Here is an 18,510-nt window from a genome sequence, read left to right on the forward strand (position 1 = left end):
TATGATAACAATAGAAAAACAAGGCATACTATTAAGTCCAACCCAATTGGAATTTGAAAACAATGGGGTTTTAAACCCTGGTATATATCAGCAAAATGGAGACGTACACATTTTTTACAGAGCTGTGGAAGATGGCAACTATTCTACCATTGGATATGCCAAAACCAATGAGCATTTAGATCTCATAGAAAGGAAATCAAGCCCGTTAATAACTCGTGATTTTGATTATGAAAAACATGGTGTGGAAGATGCTCGTATTGTTAAAATTGAAGATATCTATTATTTAACTTATACAGCTTATGACGGCATCAATGCCATGGGTGCTTTGGCAACTTCAAAAGACCTGAAACATTTTGAGAAAAAGGGGATAATCACACCGTTCATTACCTACAATGAATATAAATACCATTTGGAGCATTGTAATCAGGAAAGATTGAATCCTAAGTATTATTATTACTACAACTTGTTTGCACAAATTGGATTGGTAGATGAAAAACATAGGTATCTGAGGGATAAGGACATTGTCTTATTCCCAAAAAAAATCAATGGTAAATTTGTAATGCTCCATCGTATATGGCCAGGAATACAAATAGTACATTTTGAAAAATGGGAAGACCTTACCAAAGAGTTTTGGGAAGATCATATAAAGAACCTTCATGATCATATCCTCATGGATCCCCTATTTGATTTTGAAGTGAATTATCTCGGTGCCGGATGCCCTCCCATACAAACAAAAGATGGTTGGCTGATGATATACCACGGAGTTTGTGAAACCCCCGTTGGAAAGACCTATCACGCCGCCGCTGCATTACTGGATATTGATGACCCCTCAAAAGTAATTGGACGATTGCCCTATCCCCTATTTTCCCCGGTAGAGGAGTGGGAACTGAAAGGTGTAGTAAACCACGTGGTGTTCCCAACAGGTACGGCATTGTTCGGGGACGACCTCCATATCTATTATGGAGCGGCCGACAAGCATACGGCTGTAGCCAAAGTAAGGCTGAAAGCATTATTAAATGAATTAAAAAAACAGCTATATCATGAAAAATCATAAAATTTTATTCGTTTGCTCATATCCTCCACGCGAGTGCGGAATTGCTACTTTTTCACAAGATTTAATCAGATCCCTAAAAAAAGGCTTTGGTGCTACCATGCAAATCGAGGTATGTGCACTAGAAAATGAGTGCTGCGACGCTAATGATTATCCAGAAGAAGTTACATATAAAATAGATGCCCAAGAGTTAAGTTCTTATTTCAAAGTTGCAAATAAGTTAAATGAAAGGGACGATATTGGAATGGTTTGTGTACAACACGAGTTTGGGTTGTTTGGAGGTAACTACGGTAGCCATTTAGTGGCTTTCCTTCTTAAGTTAGACATCCCAATCTCCTGTGTGTTTCATACGGTTCTTCCCAATCCTGATAAAAAAAGAACTAAAATAATGCAGGCGTTGGATGACCTGAGTGAAAAGCTGATTGTTCTTACCAATAAATCCGCAGAAATACTAGTAAGTGATTATCACATTGATACTAACAAAATAGCTGTCATACCCCATGGCACCCATATTGTACTATGGAAAGAAAAACAACGGCTTAAAAATAGATATGGCTTTCAAAATAAAAATGTGCTCTCCACATTTGGTTTATTAAGTGAGAATAAAAATATAGAAACAGCACTTCGTGCATTGCCAAAAATACTCCAAAAATTCCCTAACACAGTTTATCTGGTTTTAGGCAAAACACATCCTGAAATACTAAAGAGAGAAGGCGAAACATATAGAAATGCGCTTTTAACAATAGTCGATGATTTAGATATTAAAGACCATGTCATTTTTATAAACGAATATTTGGAACTTACCAGGTTGTTGGAATACCTATCCTTATCCGATGTTTACTTATTCTCATCTAAAGATCCCAACCAAGCCGTTAGCGGCACTTTTGCTTATGCCATGAGTTGCGGAAACCCCGTTATATCAACACCTATTCCCCATTCCAAAGAATGTCTTGATCCCAGTACTGGTATTTTATTGAATGATTTTGAAGATCCCATAGAAATTAGCGACGCTGTTATCGATTTGCTGGAACAACCGTTCATAGCAACATCAATGGGGAAAAATGCCTTTATTAAAATGCGTGCTTTTAGTTGGGAAAATGTAGCCATTTCCTATTCCGATATTTTTCAGGATTATTTGCAAGACAGTAATTCTTTGGATTTTAGTTTGCCACCCATAAAAACAGACCATATTGAAGACATGACCACTGACTTTGGGATGCTTCAATTTTCGAATTTTAGTGAACCAGACACGTCTTTTGGTTATACCCTTGATGATAACGCGAGGGCGTTAATAGCGATGCTTATGTATTATAAGAAAAAAAGAAATGACAAAGTCCTGAGACTCATTGAAATTTATATGGACTTTATTGTGTTTTGCCAACAGGACGATGGATTGTTCTATAATTATGTGGATTATGAAGAGCAATTTACCAATCAGAATACCGAAGTAAACCTAGAAGATTCCAATGGCAGAGCCATTTGGGCACTTGGCTATGTGTTGTCTGATACGGAAAACCTACCCAAAAGTTTAGTAGCCAAAGCAGAAAACTGTTTTAAGAACGTCATACAAAATGTAGCAGATTTTAATTCCCCACGAGCCATTGGCTTTATATTAAAAGGACTTTATTATTATCAAGAAAATGAGCCTAATACCCAATATAATCAGTTAGCAGATACATTGGCCGAAGAGCTCTTGCGCATTTTTAATATTACCAGTGATAAAAAATGGGAATGGTTTGAAGATTATCTGACCTATGCCAATAGTATATTACCTGAAGCACTTTTATATGCGTGGCTTATCACAAAAAATAAAAAATACAAGGACGTTGCCGAAACTACTTTTGACTTTTTATTGTCACAATATTTTATGAAAGGACAAATTAAAGTCATTTCTAATGACGGATGGTTTCACAAAAGAAACAAACGTACCTTTCATGGTGAACAACCCATTGAGGTGGCTTATACCATTCTTTCATTGGACCTGTTCTACAGAGTTACCCACAAAAAGAAATACGCCAAGCAATTACATACCGCGTTTAGTTGGTTTTTAGGTAATAACCATCTCAAGCAAATTATGTATAACCCTGTAAATGGTGCTTGTTATGATGGCCTTGAAGTAGAAAATATAAATATAAATCAAGGTGCGGAATCCAGCTTGTGCTACTTATTGGCACGTTTAATTATTGAAGATTACCCTTTGGAGGTGGGTCTTAAAGAAACTAAATCAGATTTAAAGTTAAAAGAAGGAATTGGTTTTAAGACATTGTCAAAGAGATCGTCCAAGAAAAGCGCATTGCTAAAAGCTTCAAAGTAGAACGTAATATATCAAACAACGTGTGCTTTTAATACAGCAAAGTAAAAAAATGAATAGCTATTTATGGTAGAGACTCTAAAAAATATAAACCCATTTATCCTTGGATTACTTATTAGTCTGGGTATAGGCCTCATCCTGGGGCTGGAACGTGAATACGATAAATTGAAGGAAGAACAAGGTTTTGCAGGGATAAGAACATTCCCTATTGTGGCAATCATTGGTTTTATATTAGGCAACCTTACCGCAGCTTATACACCTTGGTTGGTCATTATTATTTCGGCAGCATTTCTTTTGTTTTTGTCCTTGAGTCATCTTTCCATAGTCCAAAAACACCTAATGACTGGGATAACCACCAATATGGCATTGTTTGCTACGTTAATTTTAGGTGTTATGGTTGCAAATCATTTACATAAAGAAGCAGTTGCCACCGCAGTTATAGTGGTTACTCTGTTATCGTTAAAAACCACCTTCAATACATTCATTAAGAATATTACTTCAGAAGAGCTTTTTGCCTTTATAAAGTTTTCAATTATTGCGCTTCTTATTTTGCCTTTCTTACCAAATCAAGACTATGGACCCGAAGGTTTATTAAACCCTTTTGAGATTGGAGCAATTATAGTGATTGTTTCTTTTCTGAACTTTATTGGCTACTTTCTTGTAAAATATGTAGGTTCTAAACGTGGTATTTTGCTCACCGCGATTTTAGGCGGATTGATTTCAAGTACCGCTGTTTCTTGGATATATGCTTCCCGAAGTAAGGAATCGCCAGAACTTTCAAAACAATATGCTTCAGGTATCATTATAGCTTCTGCCATAATGTTTCCCAGACTCGCTATTTTGGCCTATATTTTCAATAGAGCCATACTTTCCTATTTAGTTGTTCCATTTACCATTCTTACCCTTATCTGCTTGATAAGCGCATTGGTATTTATTAAAAAGAATACAGATGTCCCAAAAACAGCTATCAACCTAGGTAATCCACTTAATATTTGGAATGCCCTTGGGTTTGGTGGTATTTATGTGGCTATTCTGTTTGCCGTTTTTTATGGAAACCAATTTTTTGGCGAAAGCGGTCTATACTATTCGGCACTCATTGCAGGATTGGCAGACACCGATGCCATTACAATTAGTATGGCAAAATTTGGGTCTTTAGAAGAAAAACTCGCATTGGCAACCAATGTCATCATAACAGCAACCATAAGCAATATGATTGTAAAGTTGGGTATAACCTATTTCAAAGGCTCCAAAAAAACGGGAAAACTCGTGATGCTAATTTTTGGAACTGTTGTCGTTGTGGGTATAGCATATATATTAATACAGTTAGGAATTCAAAAATAAAATAATGAAAACAACCATATTCAGCACGCATAAATTTGAAGAACCTTATCTGGTAAAGGCAAATAATGGCGCTCACCAATTAAAATTATTGGAAAGCCGTTTGACCGAAGAAACAGCTGTTCTCGCAACAGGCTCTGAAGCCATAAGCCTATTTACAAGTGATGATGCCTCGGAGAAGGTACTTGAAAAGTTAAGTGCCTTAGGGGTAAAATATATCGCGCTGCGTACGGCAGGCTTCAATCACGTTGATATAGAAAAGGCTGCCGAATTGAATATAAAAGTGGCTCGTGTCCCAGCCTATTCACCGTATGCCATTGCAGAGCATGCTATGGCTTTAATACTCGCACTTAACCGAAAACTGATTAAAGCACACAACAGGGTACGTGACCAGAATTTTTCTTTAAACGGACTCACCGGTTTCGACTTAAACGGAAAAACTGTAGGTGTCATAGGAACAGGGAAAATAGGCGCTGTATTGGTTAAAATACTACATGGTTTTGGCTGTAATATCCTTGTACAAGATGTGGTTGAAGATAAAAACCTCATCAATTCATATGGTGTTCGCTATACAGATTGTGAGACCATCTGCAAACAGGCAGATATCATAAGTCTGCATGTTCCACTTACCCCATCAACAAAGCATTTAATTGATAAAAAATACATTGCACTTATGAAAACTGGTGTCATGCTTATCAATACAAGTCGTGGAGGACTGGTCGATACCAAAGCGGTTATCGAAGGCTTAAAGTCTAAAAAAATTGGCTATTTCGGCATCGATGTGTATGAGGAGGAAGAAGGGTTATTTTTTGAAGACCATTCAGATGAAATTTTGCAAGATGATGTCATTGCCCGTTTGATGACCTTCAACAATGTTCTGATAACAAGCCACCAAGCCTTCTTGACCGATACCGCTTTGACCAATATTGCGGATACCACTATCTACAATTTGGATTGTTTTGAAAAAGGCATGGACTCTGGAAATGAAGTTACCATTCAAAATCCTCGAAATATACCATAGAACTTATATGAACCTATAAACTATATCACCATGAAAAATATACTTGTACCTACCGACTTTTCCGACAACTGTAATAAGGCAGCTGAGTTGGGCATTAAAATGGCCAAGCTCTACGATGCCGAAATCCATTTTTTCCATTTGATGCAGACCCCGGTGGATTGGGTAAAACTGGATAAGCAAAAAGAGAAAAGGTACCCTGAGACGCTAAAACAAATTGGCACGGCCAAGTCAAAATTGCGGGCGTTGGAGAAAATGGCAGAAAAAGAAAATTTAAAATGCCTGACATTTTTGGAATACCATGTGGACAGGAAGAACATTTTAAGACATTCGGGGCATTTTAAACATGACTTTATCATTACCGGAAGCAGTGGGACAAAAGGAATCGTCCGTGAACTTCTTGGAAGCGATGTGGAACAATTGGTCAGAAAATCCAATGTTCCGGTCATCGTGGTAAAGGAAGATGAAGTGACGTTTCCCTTCAAGGATATTGTCTTTGTATCTGATTTCATAGAAGATGTAAGCGAGGCTTTTAAAGAAGTACTGTCCATCGCAGAAAAGTGTAGGGGCAAAATACATCTCCTTCGTATCAACACCGAATCGGACAACAATAGTATTGCTTTGGGATTGAAACCGATTACCAACTTCCTGGAAAAATTTCCAGACCTCCAAGACTATTCCATGAATGTATACAACGAAATGAATGTGGAAACCGGAATAAATACCTACCTAAAAAACAATGAGGCAAACCTCATTGCTATGTGTACCCATGGAAGTACAGGTTTTTTGGGATTGTTCTCCAAAAGTATTGCTGAGGGGGTAACCAATCACTCTTCACTTCCGGTAATGACATTTCGTATTTAAAACAGTTCAATAACATGTCAGATAACATGAATAAAATACAGGAAAAACCCTTTATTAAAGCATTGTTCGGAAAAACGGTCCTGCCTGTGTTCACAATTATTGGAATCAGCTTGTTGTACGTAGCCTTGATGTCCACGATAGATCACAGCTCTTGGCCATTTCATATCATCATAGCTGTTGCGGCCTTGGGAAAAACTATTGTGATTACCCTGACCACCTTGAAAAAACTATCCGACCTGATAACAATTTGTCACTCCATAAAACGATTACTCTGGGTTTTTGGATTAATACTAATGATCAGTGTGTTTTCTTTTGCTACGGATTATACCTGTCTTTATCAATTCGATCATATGGCATTTGAAGGTATGTCCGTTCATTCAAATTCATATGTGTATAATCTGTTCCACTTTTTTTACTTCAGTGTAATTACTTTTTCAACAGTTGGATATGGGGATATTGCCCCAATTTCCGAAGCGGCCAGATTCGTGGTCATGCTCGAAATATTTTTGAGCTTTTTCTTGGTCGTTTTCGCATTTGCCAACATAAAAAAAATACACCTCAATGAATAGCATAGAAGTAATAAAAGCAAATGGGGAGAAAGTACCCTTTCAAGTAGAAAAATTGATACGCTCTTTGAAAAGATCAGGTGCCGATAGCAAAATAGTTGAGCAAATCATTCAGGATATTGAAAATACGCTTTATGATGGAATCAGCACCAAAAAGATCTATCAATTAGCTTTTAAAATGCTTAAGAGCAGAGCTAGGGTAAGTGCCTCAAAGTACAAGCTGAAAAAAGCCCTGATGGAATTAGGGCCTTCAGGCTATCCCTTTGAAAAATTTGTGGGCAAGGTGTTTGACCATGAAGGTTTTGACACAAAAGTCGGGGTAATCGTACAAGGCAACTGTGTACAGCATGAAGTGGACGTGATTGCCCAGAAAGATAATAAACACTATATGATAGAGTGCAAATACCATAGTGATCAGGGAAGGTTCTGCAATGTAAAGATTCCGCTATACATCCATTCACGATTTCTGGATGTAGAAAAACAATGGCAAAAACAACAAGGCCATGAAACCAAGTTTCATCATGGCGGTGTCTATACCAATACCCGTTTTACGAGCGATGCCATCCAATATGGCGCCTGTGCAGGTTTGATGATGACGAGTTGGGACTATCCTAAAGGAAACGGTTTGAAGGAACGAATAGACAGACTCGGCCTACATCCCTTAACCTCTTTGACCACATTGACCAAAGCGGAAAAATCTGAATTATTGGATGAAGGCATTGTGCTCTGCAAGGAAATTAATGAAAACCCATCACTATTGGAGCAAATAGGTATTCCCAAACAAAGACAAAAAAACATTCTCAAAGATTCGGAAGAATTATGTACAACACATTAAAATAATTAAACATTTAGTAATCTTAAAAAATAATACAGATGAAAACAAAAGAATTGCAAAAACAGAAGAGTATCGAGTTAGAGCCATTTTATCAAGCAATGGAAGACAATCCATTGTTGCTGGAAGAAGCCTTTGAAATTCTCTTGGAGATGGTCAATTCAGAACCCAAATCCGCTAAGAAACTAGCCCTTCTTATCAAAGAGGACTTTCACGATTTGTATAAGGAAATAGAAGCATTATGCAAATCGAACCAAGACAAAGGAAACATGCCTTCCTGCTGTGGGGGACTCTAGTAACAGACAAATAAAAGGCCTCAACAACTGGCAGTATCCATTGAACAGGTCTATAACTCTGCCAAGACGTAGGTTAGTGAATGCAGTGATAAGTAAAGTTAGTAATAATACAATATGATGTTGGGTTTGGATACAAGTAGTAAAAGGAATTTAAGAGATTTACCAGCATTGTACAGTCAGCATTAACGAATAAAAGTAATGGACACAGATACAATAAAAATTCATTTTTTAGGTGCGGCGGGAACCGTTACCGGCTCCAAATATCTTCTGGATACAGGGGACAGAAAAATACTTGTGGATTGCGGTCTATTTCAGGGCCTCAAAGAACTACGCCTAAAAAATTGGGAATACCCGCCTGTCAACGTCAACGACATTGATGCCATATTGCTTACCCACGGGCACATGGACCATACGGGTTATTTGCCACGCTTGGTAAAACAAGGTTTCAAAGGGCCAATTTATGGCACCTACCCCACTTTGGACATCGCCAAAATTATATTGAACGATAGTGCCAAAATACAGGAACAGGAGGCCGAACGAGCCAATAAAGAAGGTTATTCAAAGCACAATCCTGCAAAACCCTTATATGATTTGAAGGATGTTGAAAAGACCATTCCGTATTTCAAGGGAGTACCACCTGGCCAGTGGATGCCTTTGTTGAAAAACGTAAAAGCAAGATTTCAGTATAACGGACATATTCTCGGGGCAACCTATATTGAATTGGACGTGCAGGGTAAACGATTTGTCTTTTCGGGCGATATTGGCAGAACAAACGATTTGCTATTATATCCCCCAATAAAACCAAAAAGGGCCGATATACTTTTTATGGAATCAACGTATGGCGGCAGGTTACATCCCGAAGAAAAAGAGGCCATCCCTCTTATAGAAAAATTGGTCAACGAAACCATTTCAAGGGGCGGAAGCCTTTTTATACCAAGTTTTTCGGTTGAACGCGCCCAATTGATGATGCTTATTTTTTGGAGGTTACTCAAGGAGAACAAAATCCCCAAAGTACAAATGATTATGGATAGTCCAATGGGTGCCAACGTATTGGAACTGTTTCATAGAACTCGGGATTGGCACAGATTGGAAGACAACGAATGTGACGAAATGTGCTCACACTTTACAGTTGTTAGCAGTTATCGTGAAACAATGGAATTAAGAACAGATAACAAACCAAAAATCGTGATTGCAGGAAGCGGAATGCTCACAGGCGGAAGAATGCTAAACTATCTTGAAACACAGGCACAAAATCCAAATAACACCTTACTTTTTGTAGGCTATCAAGCTGAAGGCACTCGTGGCAGAAAATTATTGGAAGGTGAAAAAGAATTAAAAGTATATGGAAAATGGGTGCCGTTTAAAATGCAAGTAGCAGAAATTGAAGGGCTTTCGGCACACGCAGACCACGCAGAGCTTATGGACTGGATGGACAATATAAAAAACAAACCCGAACGTATTTTCATTGTACACGGTGAAAAAGAGAGTGCAGAAGCATTGCAAAAAGGCATCAAGGAAACTTATGGGTGGGATGCAGAAATTCCGCAATTATACACCATCGAAGAAATAGAATAAATCACATCAATCAATAAAATATGGACACACACTCAAACATATTAAAATACAAACATCTCGGAATCTATACCCAAAACGAAAATGTAGTGTATATGCGCGAAGATTGCCACGTCTGTATTTCAGAAGGGTTTGAGGCACTTACCCGAATAAGAATATCCAATGCAAATACATCAATCGTAGCAAGTCTTAATGTCCTGAATTCTGATATTCTGTTGCCTAATGAAATCGGACTATCAGATGCTGCCGCGAAAAAACTCAATGTTTCCCCAAACGATACATTATATGTTTCCCATTTAGAGCCTATTGAATCCTTAAGCCACGTCAGGGCAAAAATCTATAACAAAAAACTGGATTATAAGGCCTATAACAACATCATAACCGATATCGTGGAAGGCGATTATTCCAACATCCACCTTTCGGCATTTATTACTGCCTGTGCTGGCGACCGAATGGATATTGATGAGATATCCGACCTAACGAAAGCAATGATTGCTTCCGGAAAGCAACTGAACTGGAACAAGGATATCGTGGTCGACAAACATTGCATCGGCGGATTGCCTGGCAATAGGACAACACCATTGGTAGTTGCCATTGTTGCCGCGTATGGTCTTACTATGCCAAAAACATCCTCACGGGCAATCACTTCGCCAGCCGGCACAGCAGATACAATGGAAGTACTGACCAATGTTACGCTCTCTTCCGAGGAAATAAAGACCGTAGTAGAAAAAGAAGGCGGATGTTTTGTTTGGGGAGGCACAGCGCAGTTAAGTCCTGCCGATGATGTGCTGATTAAAATAGAAAAAGCCTTGGATATTGATAGCGAAGGGCAACTCATCGCTTCAGTACTCTCTAAAAAAGCTGCGGCAGGTTCCACACACGTGGTCATTGATATTCCCGTGGGAGAAACCGCGAAGGTTCGTAGTACCGAAATGGCAGAAAAACTAAAAAATCATATGGAAACCGTTGGAAAGGCTGTTGGGCTGAATGTGAAAGTAGTTAGTACAGATGGCACACAGCCCGTTGGAAGAGGCATTGGCCCCACTTTAGAAGCCATCGATATACTAAAAGTTTTGAAAAATGAGGCAGATGCACCTAAAGACTTAACAGAAAGAGCATTGCTTTTAGCCGCTGAACTATTAGAACTTTCTGGAAAAGTAGAAAATGGAAAGGGACAGGAAACCGCACATAAAATTCTCAAATCTGGAAAAGCATATGAAAAATTCATAGCCATTTGTAAGGCGCAAGGTCAATTTTCAAAACCAGTTTTAGCACCTTATAAAATTGAAATTAATGCTGAAAAGTCAGGCGTTTTGCAACGAATTGATAACCGTAAAATTGCAAAACTGGCCAAGCTTTCTGGAGCACCACAATCTAAATCGGCAGGGATTCTTCTAAATGTGCATTTGGGAGAACTAATCGAAGAGAACCAATTGCTCTATACCATATATGCTGAATCCAAAGGCGAACTCAACTATGCATTGGAATATAAAAACAACCATAACGACATCATAACTATAATTTAAACACACTATGAAAACAATATTATTTAGCCTTCCGGGAAATGAAGAACTCACAGAACTAATGGCTACAAAAATGGATGCTGAAGTGGGCAAAGCCACTTTGCGTAATTTTCCAGATGGGGAATCGTACACACGCATATTGTCTGATGTTAAAGATAAATGTGTGGTACTGGTATGCACCTTGCACGAACCAGACGAGAAACTGTTGCCGCTCTACTTTTTAAGCCATACTGCCAAATCATTAGGCGCTATGTGCACCTGTTTGGTGGCACCCTATTTGGCATATATGCGTCAGGACAAAGTGTTTCACGAGGGGGAAGGGGTTACCTCTTCTTATTTCGGGAAATTGATTTCAGGATTTGCAGATAGCATCACTACTATTGACCCGCATTTGCATAGAATAAGTTCTTTGGGCGAGGTATACGATATTCCAAATAGGGTCATCCGTGCCGCGGATGCCATCTCCAAATACATCAAGGAAAATATACACAATCCTGTACTGATTGGCCCTGATTCCGAAAGCGAGCAATGGGTCTCCGATGTGGCAAAAAAAGCAGGGGTTCCGTTTACCGTATTACAAAAGGTTCGTCATGGCGACAGAGATGTTGAAGTTTCCGTACCCGATGTAGAAAAATATAAAGAATCCACCCCGGTTTTGGTGGATGATATTATATCTACGGCCCGGACTATGATAGAAACCACGGAACATTTGAAAAATGCCGGAATGAAGCCAGCGATATGCATTGGTATCCATGCTGTTTTTTCCGAAAATGCCTATCAAAATTTATTGGATTCCGGAGTGGAAAAAATAGTGACGTGCAATACCATCCCGCATCCTTCAAATGCTATTGATTTAAGTGATATAATGGCAAAAGAAGTGAAAAAATTAATGCATCATATATGAGAAAACAAAGTTTCATAGTACTATTTATCTTATTCAGCATCACAATGAATGGACAAACTGAAATGCTCATTGGGCAGATTTCAGGTAGAGTTGTCGTTCGAGAAAATTTTAATGAAGATGGTGCTTTTATAAACAAACAAACATTCGAAGCCGGTGAAACCATAAAGAAAAATGGCTATTATGAAATTAAGGTGGTTACGGAATTGTTTGATAAAGACAAAAAATCCACCGATAAATATACAACGACCTATCGATGTAAGCCAGATGAAGCCAGTGTAATGGTAATGGCGTTTCCGTTTTCAAACCCAAAATCAAAAGAGACCGAAATTAATACCACCTCTAAAAAATTTAAAGAGTTCTACGATTTGGACAGCCTTGAAGATATAGAGTTGGAAATGAGCTTTGATTCGGGCTTGTTGAATTTTTTTGGTTCAAAAAGCGTCATAAAGATTTACGACCGAACATTAGAGGGCAACAAAACCAACATTAATTCAAAAATAAATATTAAGGCCTATGCCTGGGGAATTCGCATTAAACAACTCAACTATACCGTCAACGAAAAATTAAACGGGAATGGTTTATTGACCTTTCAGAAATTTACAGAAGAAGACAATAGTTATTTTACAATGACTTATAAATAGAACGAAAATGAACAACTACGACACACTTTCAGAAGCGATAAACGATTTACAGGGAAAAGGCTATACATACGATTTTAACCTAAAACCTGAATGTTTGGAATGTGCTTCGCTCAAAATAGAAATACGTCCCGAAGATTTTCAGGTAGAGGAAGTGTACCGTTTTGAAGGAATGAGCAGTACCGATGACAATAGCGTTCTCTATGCCATTTCATCAAAAAATGGAATTAAGGGCCTTCTGGTGGATGCCTATGGCGTATATGCTGAAAACATTTCAGAAGCAATGAGAAAAAAATTACGATAACATTTAAATAGAACAGTATGAAATCGCCATTAACAACAAGTTTGCGAAAGCAAACACCAATGAAGATATAAGGCGATTCCATATAACCATTGAAAAACAATAAATATCAACATATGAAAACTAAATCATTTATCAAACTTGCTTCCATGGCCACCATTACCCTGTTCCTTATAAGTGGCACAGCCCCTGTCCAGGACAACGCCAGGGATATTATAGAAAAAGCCGACAACAAAAGACTCGGCAAGACCAGTTCCAGCACGATGACCTTAAAGATCATACGGCCCAAATGGACCCGAGAAATAGATTTAAAATTATGGACAAAGGGAAACGATCTTATGATGATTTTAATAACAGGTCCGGCAAGGGACCAGGGAACGGCCTTCCTGAAAAGGGGGGACGAGATCTACAACTGGGTGCCCCGTATAGAGCGCAGTATAAAGCTTCCGCCATCCAGTATGATGCAAAGTTGGATGGGCTCCGATTTTACCAATGACGATCTGGTAAAGCAATCTTCCATGGTCAATGATTACGACCATATACTGATAGGGAAGGAAGAAATAAGCGGCAGGGAAGCCTACAAGATCCTTTTAAAACCCAAAGAGGAAGCCTCCGTGGTCTGGGGAAAGGTGGAAGCCTGGGTAGATGTGGAAGAATCCCTTTTCCTGAAACTGGCCTATTACGATGAAGAAGGGGAACTGGTAAACACCCTGTTGGGCAAGAACATTAAAACAATGGGAGGCCGCACCGTAACCAGCCTTTTGGAGATAACCCCGGCCGATGAACCTGGCAATAAAACCACTTTGGAATATAAATCCATAGCATTTGACCAACCTATGGATGATAATTTTTTCTCTTTAAGAAACCTAAAAAACCTTAAATAAATGATTATTAAACTATCCTGGCGAAACTTATGGAGAAACAGGCGAAGGACCCTGATAACAGTAGCTTCCATAGTTTTCGCAATAATTTTAGCCAATATAATGGACAGCCTGCTACTGGGCCTGAACAAACAGATGGTAGATAGCCTGGTGGGCGTGTACAGCGGGCATTTTCAAATTCAGCAGGAAGGGTATTGGGAGGATAAATCGCTCCACAATTCCTTTGTGCCAAATGACAGCCTGGAAACGGCACTTGAAGGCACGGAAGGAATAAAAGGCTTTTCATACCGCCTGGAATCGGTTGCGCTGGCAGCTACCAATAAGATGACCAAGGGCACATTGGTAATGGGCATAGATCCCGATAAGGAGAAAAATATAACAGGTTTTGATAAAAAGATCATCCAGGGAAACTATCTTGGCGAAACCAACAATCAGGCTTTGGTAGGCAAAGGGTTGGCCGAAAAAATGAATATTTCGGTCGGGGACAGCCTGGTGCTGGTGGGCGAAGGCTATCACGGTGCCAGTGCTGCCGATAAATATGAAGTTTCCGGCATTATAAGGCTGGGCTCCCCGGACCTGGACAACAATATTGTGATACTAAAACTTGAGGATGCCCAATTCTTGTATGGTGCCTATGACAGGGTTACTTCCATCCCGGTCTTTTTGAGGCCAAACCAACCCCAGGAACAGGCTATAGCGAACTTGAAACCTAACCTGAATACTGATTTTATCGTCAAACCCTGGCAGGAAATGTTGCCAATGCTCACCCAGTCCATCGGCCTTATAGACGCGCTACGCGTCATTATAGTAGTGCTACTTTATGTACTTATTAGTTTTAGCATTCTCGGCACCATTATAATGATGGCGCACGAACGGATGACCGAGTTACGAATATTATTGTCCATTGGTATGCGGAAAAAGGTAATGCAGCTTATGGTATTGATCGAAACATTTTTTATGGCACTTTTTGGTGCAGTCCTGGGTTTTTTAGCGAGCTATCCTATTGTTAATTATTTCAAGGTAAATCCCATCCAATTTCGTGGCAAGGTAGCGGACGGTTGGGAATCGTTTGGGATTGACCCCATAATGCCCACTACGGTCGATTTTGGTGTTTTCACAAAACATACCCTGATCATACTTGTCATTTCGATCCTATTGTCAATTTATGCCATACATCAGATTTCAAGTTTAAAGCCTGTGGCATCAAAAAAATAAATATCGACAGATGAAACGAGCATGCTAAAAGCGTTATCACCCAAGGGAATGATTAATAGCGAACCGCATGTGACAGTTAAAAAACAATAAATATAAACACATGAAAACACTTTTAAAAATAGCATGGAGAAATATCTGGAGGAACACGACCCGAAGCCTGGTCGTGGTCATTTCATTGGCAATTGGTATTTGGGCAACGGTTATTATTCTGGCCGTTTCGGATAGTTTGCACATGGAAGCCTTAAAGGATGGTATTGAATATAAGTACGGGCATATACAAATCCAGAACCCCGATTTTATAAAGAACGAAAAATTGACCATAACCATCCCTAACGGGGAAAGAATACTGAAGGAAATTAGAACGGATGATGAAGTAAAAGCCGCCACGGCTCGTACCGAAGTATCAGGTATCATCGCCTCGGCCGGCAATTCTTCCAATGTAATCCTTATAGGTATATTGCCCGGGGCAGAAGAAAAAACCACAATGCTAAAATCAAGGTTGGCTACTGGGGAATACCTTAGCCAGAAGGTAAGGAACCCAATTATCCTTGGCGAAAGGCTGGCCAAAAAACTCAATGTAAAACCAGGGAATAAAGTAGTATTGGGCTTTGAAGGCAAAAGCGGGGAATTGATATCCTCAACGTTCAGGATTACAGGCCTATACAATGCCACCCAAACTAGGGATGAGGAAATGTTAGTTTATGCCGACCTTTATGATGTCACCAAACTGGCAGGAATTGAAGGGCAATACAACAAGATAGTTATTAAGCTCAAAGAACCTGAACAATTAGCCACTTATCTTGCTTTCCTACAGTCAAAATTCAGCCAACCGGATGTATTGGTCCAAGATTGGCGGCAGGCAAATCCTGAATTGGAACTTATCAGCGATATGATTTACCAAATGGATATTATAATGACTATAATTGTGCTTATTGCACTTGCCTTTGGGATAGTAAATACCATGTTGATGTCCATATTGGAACGTTACAAGGAATTGGGGATATTAATGGCCATTGGAATGAACAGGCGGCGTGTATTTACCATGATTGTTGTGGAAACCACCTACCTTTCTATTTTGGGCGGTGCCGTGGGGATGCTTATTGGATTTGTTACCGTTTCAATCCTTAGTTATAACGGTATCAACTTGAGCCTGTTTTCTGAAGCCTTATCAGGTTGGGGTTTTAGTGACGTTGTTTATCCAACATTGGAACCCAGGGTCTATGTGTTGATAACCGTTTTGGTCATCCTTACAGCTGTGCTCACTTCCATCTATCCGGCCGTAAAGGCCTTAATGTTAAAACCTAACGAAGCTATTAGCAAACAAAATTAATACAAAAAGTCATGAATGTCATAGAAACAAAAGACGTAAGCAAGATATACAATCCGGATACCATTCCGGTGTATGCCCTAAATAAGGTAAACCTAAACTTTGAAAAAGGGGAATTTACCGCCATTGTTGGGCCATCGGGCTCGGGCAAGACCACATTACTAAATGTTATCGGTGGTTTGGACGATGCCAGTAACGGTTCGGTAATGATCGATGGCAGCGACATCCTGAAATTATCCGGGGGCAAACTGATCGATTTCAGGTTAAGGCACATCGGCTTTGTCTTTCAGGCCTATAACCTGATACCGGTGCTTTCGGCCAAGGAGAATATCGAGTTTATAATGCTGTTGCAAAACTGGCCTACGAAGAAACGTGAGGACCGAACAAAAGAAATGTTGGAAGCCGTTGGCCTAAAAGATAAATCGGGCTCAAAACCATCACAACTTTCAGGCGGGCAGCAACAAAGGGTCGCCGTGGCCAGGGCCCTGGCTTCCAAACCCCGGTTTGTGCTGGCCGATGAACCCACGGCAAACCTGGATTCAAAATCGGCGGAAAACTTATTGGATATTATGCTGAAATTAAATAAGGAAGAGCATATCACTTTTATTTTTTCAACCCACGACCCACGGGTGATAAAAAGAGCGAGGCGGGTGATAACGCTCGAAGACGGCAAAGTAGTGTCCGACATACAACAAAATACCGAGCAGGCATTAGCAAGGCAATGAAGTTTTACCTCTATACCCTATTATTGATAGTGTTATACAACAGCAAGGCAATGGCGCAGGCCGAAGAAAAGAAATGGGAACTGAACGGTTATGTAAAAGGGCTCCAGGCCACTTCCTTTACGGATCTGGATTCCATTACCACCAACTCCCTGCTCCATAACCGGCTCAACTTCAGGTGGTATCCGTCCGATAGTTGGAAAGTTGGCATTGAAGTAAGGAACAGGCTGTTTGTGGGGGACCAAATTACGGCCAATCCGTTGTTGACCGGGATTGAGGACGATGGGATAATCGACCTCTCGGCCAATATTGTGGAAAAAAAGGATGTTCTCTTAAACACAACCCTGGACCGTTTTTGGGCACAATGGCAGGGTACCAGTTGGCAGGTTACTTTGGGTAGGCAAAGGGTGAATTGGGGCGTGGACAGGATATTCAACCCCAACGACATTTTCAACGCCTATTCTTTTATTGATTTCGATTATGAGGAACGGCCGGGCAGCGATGCCCTGCGAGTACAGTATTTTAAGGATACGGACTATACATTGGATATGGCGGTAAAGATCACCGATGACCCGGATGAACTGATTGCCGCGGCACTGTACAAGTTCAATAAATGGAATTACGATATACAATTGCTCGGAGGGATCTATAAACGCGATATTGTGGCCGGGGCCGGATGGGCGGGAAATATCAGGAACGCGGGACTTAAGACGGAACTCTCTTATTTTAGGAATTACCAAAACTTTGCCGGGGATTCCGGAACGTTTATTTCTTCGGTCTCGGTGGACTATGCCCTTCCAAATTCGCTGTACCTGTATGGGGCGTATTTTTACAATTCATCCGGGGCGAATCAAAATGCCATTGAAAATTTGGTTTCAATAAATCTGGATGTAAAAAACCTGTCTCCTTTTACGCACAACCTTTTTGCCCAGCTATCCTATGAATTCAGTGCCATAACAAACGTAGCAATGAACATTCTGTATTCCCCCGCCGATAATGCGGTTTTTATAAACCCGTCCCTGAATATCATAATGGGCGAACAATTTGATTTGTCCATTATTTCACAGAGTTTGTTTGGAAATACAAATAATTTTGATTTATTGTTCAATACAATATATACCCGTTTAAAATGGAATTTTTAAAAAATAGAA

At 39.7% G+C, this 18,510-nt stretch carries 18 protein-coding genes; all 18 read left to right on the top strand.

Features of this window, described 5'->3' with window-relative positions; genetic code table 11:
- Position 1: 1 nt before the first annotated feature.
- Positions 2–1,054: a pesticidal protein Cry7Aa gene (locus AB8P51_RS11130; RefSeq protein ID WP_369748907.1), complete on the top strand. Its 1,053-nt coding sequence runs from the start codon at positions 2–4 to the stop codon at positions 1,052–1,054.
- Positions 1,041–3,365: a glycosyltransferase gene (locus AB8P51_RS11135; protein ID WP_369748908.1), complete on the top strand. Its 2,325-nt coding sequence runs from the start codon at positions 1,041–1,043 to the stop codon at positions 3,363–3,365. The genes AB8P51_RS11130 and AB8P51_RS11135 overlap by 14 nt, the downstream gene beginning before the upstream one ends.
- A 63-nt stretch (positions 3,366–3,428) precedes the next feature.
- Entirely contained in the window at positions 3,429–4,703 is a 1,275-nt protein-coding gene (locus tag AB8P51_RS11140; RefSeq protein WP_369748909.1) for an MgtC/SapB family protein, read from the top strand.
- Between the two features lie 4 nt (positions 4,704–4,707).
- Positions 4,708–5,721 (top strand): 2-hydroxyacid dehydrogenase, encoded by a 1,014-nt coding sequence (locus AB8P51_RS11145; RefSeq protein WP_099543691.1) that lies wholly within the window; start codon positions 4,708–4,710, stop codon positions 5,719–5,721.
- A 30-nt stretch (positions 5,722–5,751) separates the two neighbouring features.
- On the top strand, positions 5,752–6,582 hold the full coding sequence (locus AB8P51_RS11150) for a universal stress protein (protein ID WP_369748910.1): 831 nt from the start codon (positions 5,752–5,754) through the stop codon (positions 6,580–6,582).
- 14 nt (positions 6,583–6,596) lie between these two features.
- Positions 6,597–7,151 carry an ion channel gene (locus AB8P51_RS11155; RefSeq protein ID WP_369748911.1) on the top strand — a complete coding sequence of 185 codons (555 nt, stop codon included), beginning with the start codon at positions 6,597–6,599 and terminating at the stop codon, positions 7,149–7,151.
- Positions 7,144–7,983, top strand: a complete 840-nt coding sequence (locus AB8P51_RS11160) for an ATP cone domain-containing protein (RefSeq protein ID WP_369748912.1) — start codon at positions 7,144–7,146, stop codon at positions 7,981–7,983. Before AB8P51_RS11155 ends, AB8P51_RS11160 begins: the two co-directional genes overlap by 8 nt.
- 38 nt (positions 7,984–8,021) lie before the next feature.
- Positions 8,022–8,276, top strand: a complete 255-nt coding sequence (locus AB8P51_RS11165; RefSeq protein ID WP_369748913.1) for a hypothetical protein — start codon at positions 8,022–8,024, stop codon at positions 8,274–8,276.
- Between the two features lie 198 nt (positions 8,277–8,474).
- Positions 8,475–9,851 (top strand): MBL fold metallo-hydrolase RNA specificity domain-containing protein, encoded by a 1,377-nt coding sequence (locus AB8P51_RS11170; protein ID WP_369748914.1) that lies wholly within the window; start codon positions 8,475–8,477, stop codon positions 9,849–9,851.
- 20 nt (positions 9,852–9,871) lie between these two features.
- Positions 9,872–11,374 (top strand): thymidine phosphorylase family protein, encoded by a 1,503-nt coding sequence (locus AB8P51_RS11175; protein WP_369748915.1) that lies wholly within the window; start codon positions 9,872–9,874, stop codon positions 11,372–11,374.
- A 7-nt stretch (positions 11,375–11,381) separates the two neighbouring features.
- Entirely contained in the window at positions 11,382–12,275 is an 894-nt protein-coding gene (locus tag AB8P51_RS11180) for a ribose-phosphate pyrophosphokinase (RefSeq protein WP_369748916.1), read from the top strand.
- Positions 12,272–12,916: a hypothetical protein gene (locus tag AB8P51_RS11185; RefSeq protein ID WP_099543713.1), complete on the top strand. Its 645-nt coding sequence runs from the start codon at positions 12,272–12,274 to the stop codon at positions 12,914–12,916. The genes AB8P51_RS11180 and AB8P51_RS11185 overlap by 4 nt, the downstream gene beginning before the upstream one ends.
- Before the next feature lie 7 nt (positions 12,917–12,923).
- The gene (locus AB8P51_RS11190) at positions 12,924–13,217 is read left to right on the top strand and encodes a phosphoribosylpyrophosphate synthetase (protein ID WP_369748917.1); all 294 of its coding nucleotides are present in this window, start codon (positions 12,924–12,926) and stop codon (positions 13,215–13,217) included.
- A 113-nt stretch (positions 13,218–13,330) separates the two neighbouring features.
- Positions 13,331–14,098 carry an outer membrane lipoprotein-sorting protein gene (locus tag AB8P51_RS11195; RefSeq protein WP_203583834.1) on the top strand — a complete coding sequence of 256 codons (768 nt, stop codon included), beginning with the start codon at positions 13,331–13,333 and terminating at the stop codon, positions 14,096–14,098.
- Positions 14,099–15,310: an FtsX-like permease family protein gene (locus tag AB8P51_RS11200; protein WP_119648638.1), complete on the top strand. Its 1,212-nt coding sequence runs from the start codon at positions 14,099–14,101 to the stop codon at positions 15,308–15,310.
- Between the two features lie 100 nt (positions 15,311–15,410).
- Positions 15,411–16,640 carry an FtsX-like permease family protein gene (locus tag AB8P51_RS11205; RefSeq protein WP_129759431.1) on the top strand — a complete coding sequence of 410 codons (1,230 nt, stop codon included), beginning with the start codon at positions 15,411–15,413 and terminating at the stop codon, positions 16,638–16,640.
- An 11-nt stretch (positions 16,641–16,651) separates the two neighbouring features.
- Positions 16,652–17,362, top strand: coding sequence for an ABC transporter ATP-binding protein (locus AB8P51_RS11210; protein WP_119648640.1), 711 nt, complete (start codon positions 16,652–16,654; stop codon positions 17,360–17,362).
- On the top strand, positions 17,359–18,501 hold the full coding sequence (locus AB8P51_RS11215) for a hypothetical protein (RefSeq protein ID WP_119648641.1): 1,143 nt from the start codon (positions 17,359–17,361) through the stop codon (positions 18,499–18,501). Before AB8P51_RS11210 ends, AB8P51_RS11215 begins: the two co-directional genes overlap by 4 nt.
- Positions 18,502–18,510: the final 9 nt, after the last annotated feature.

Origin of the sequence: Muriicola sp. SD30 (assembly GCF_041205185.1) — a bacterium.
Classification (GTDB): domain Bacteria; phylum Bacteroidota; class Bacteroidia; order Flavobacteriales; family Flavobacteriaceae; genus Muriicola.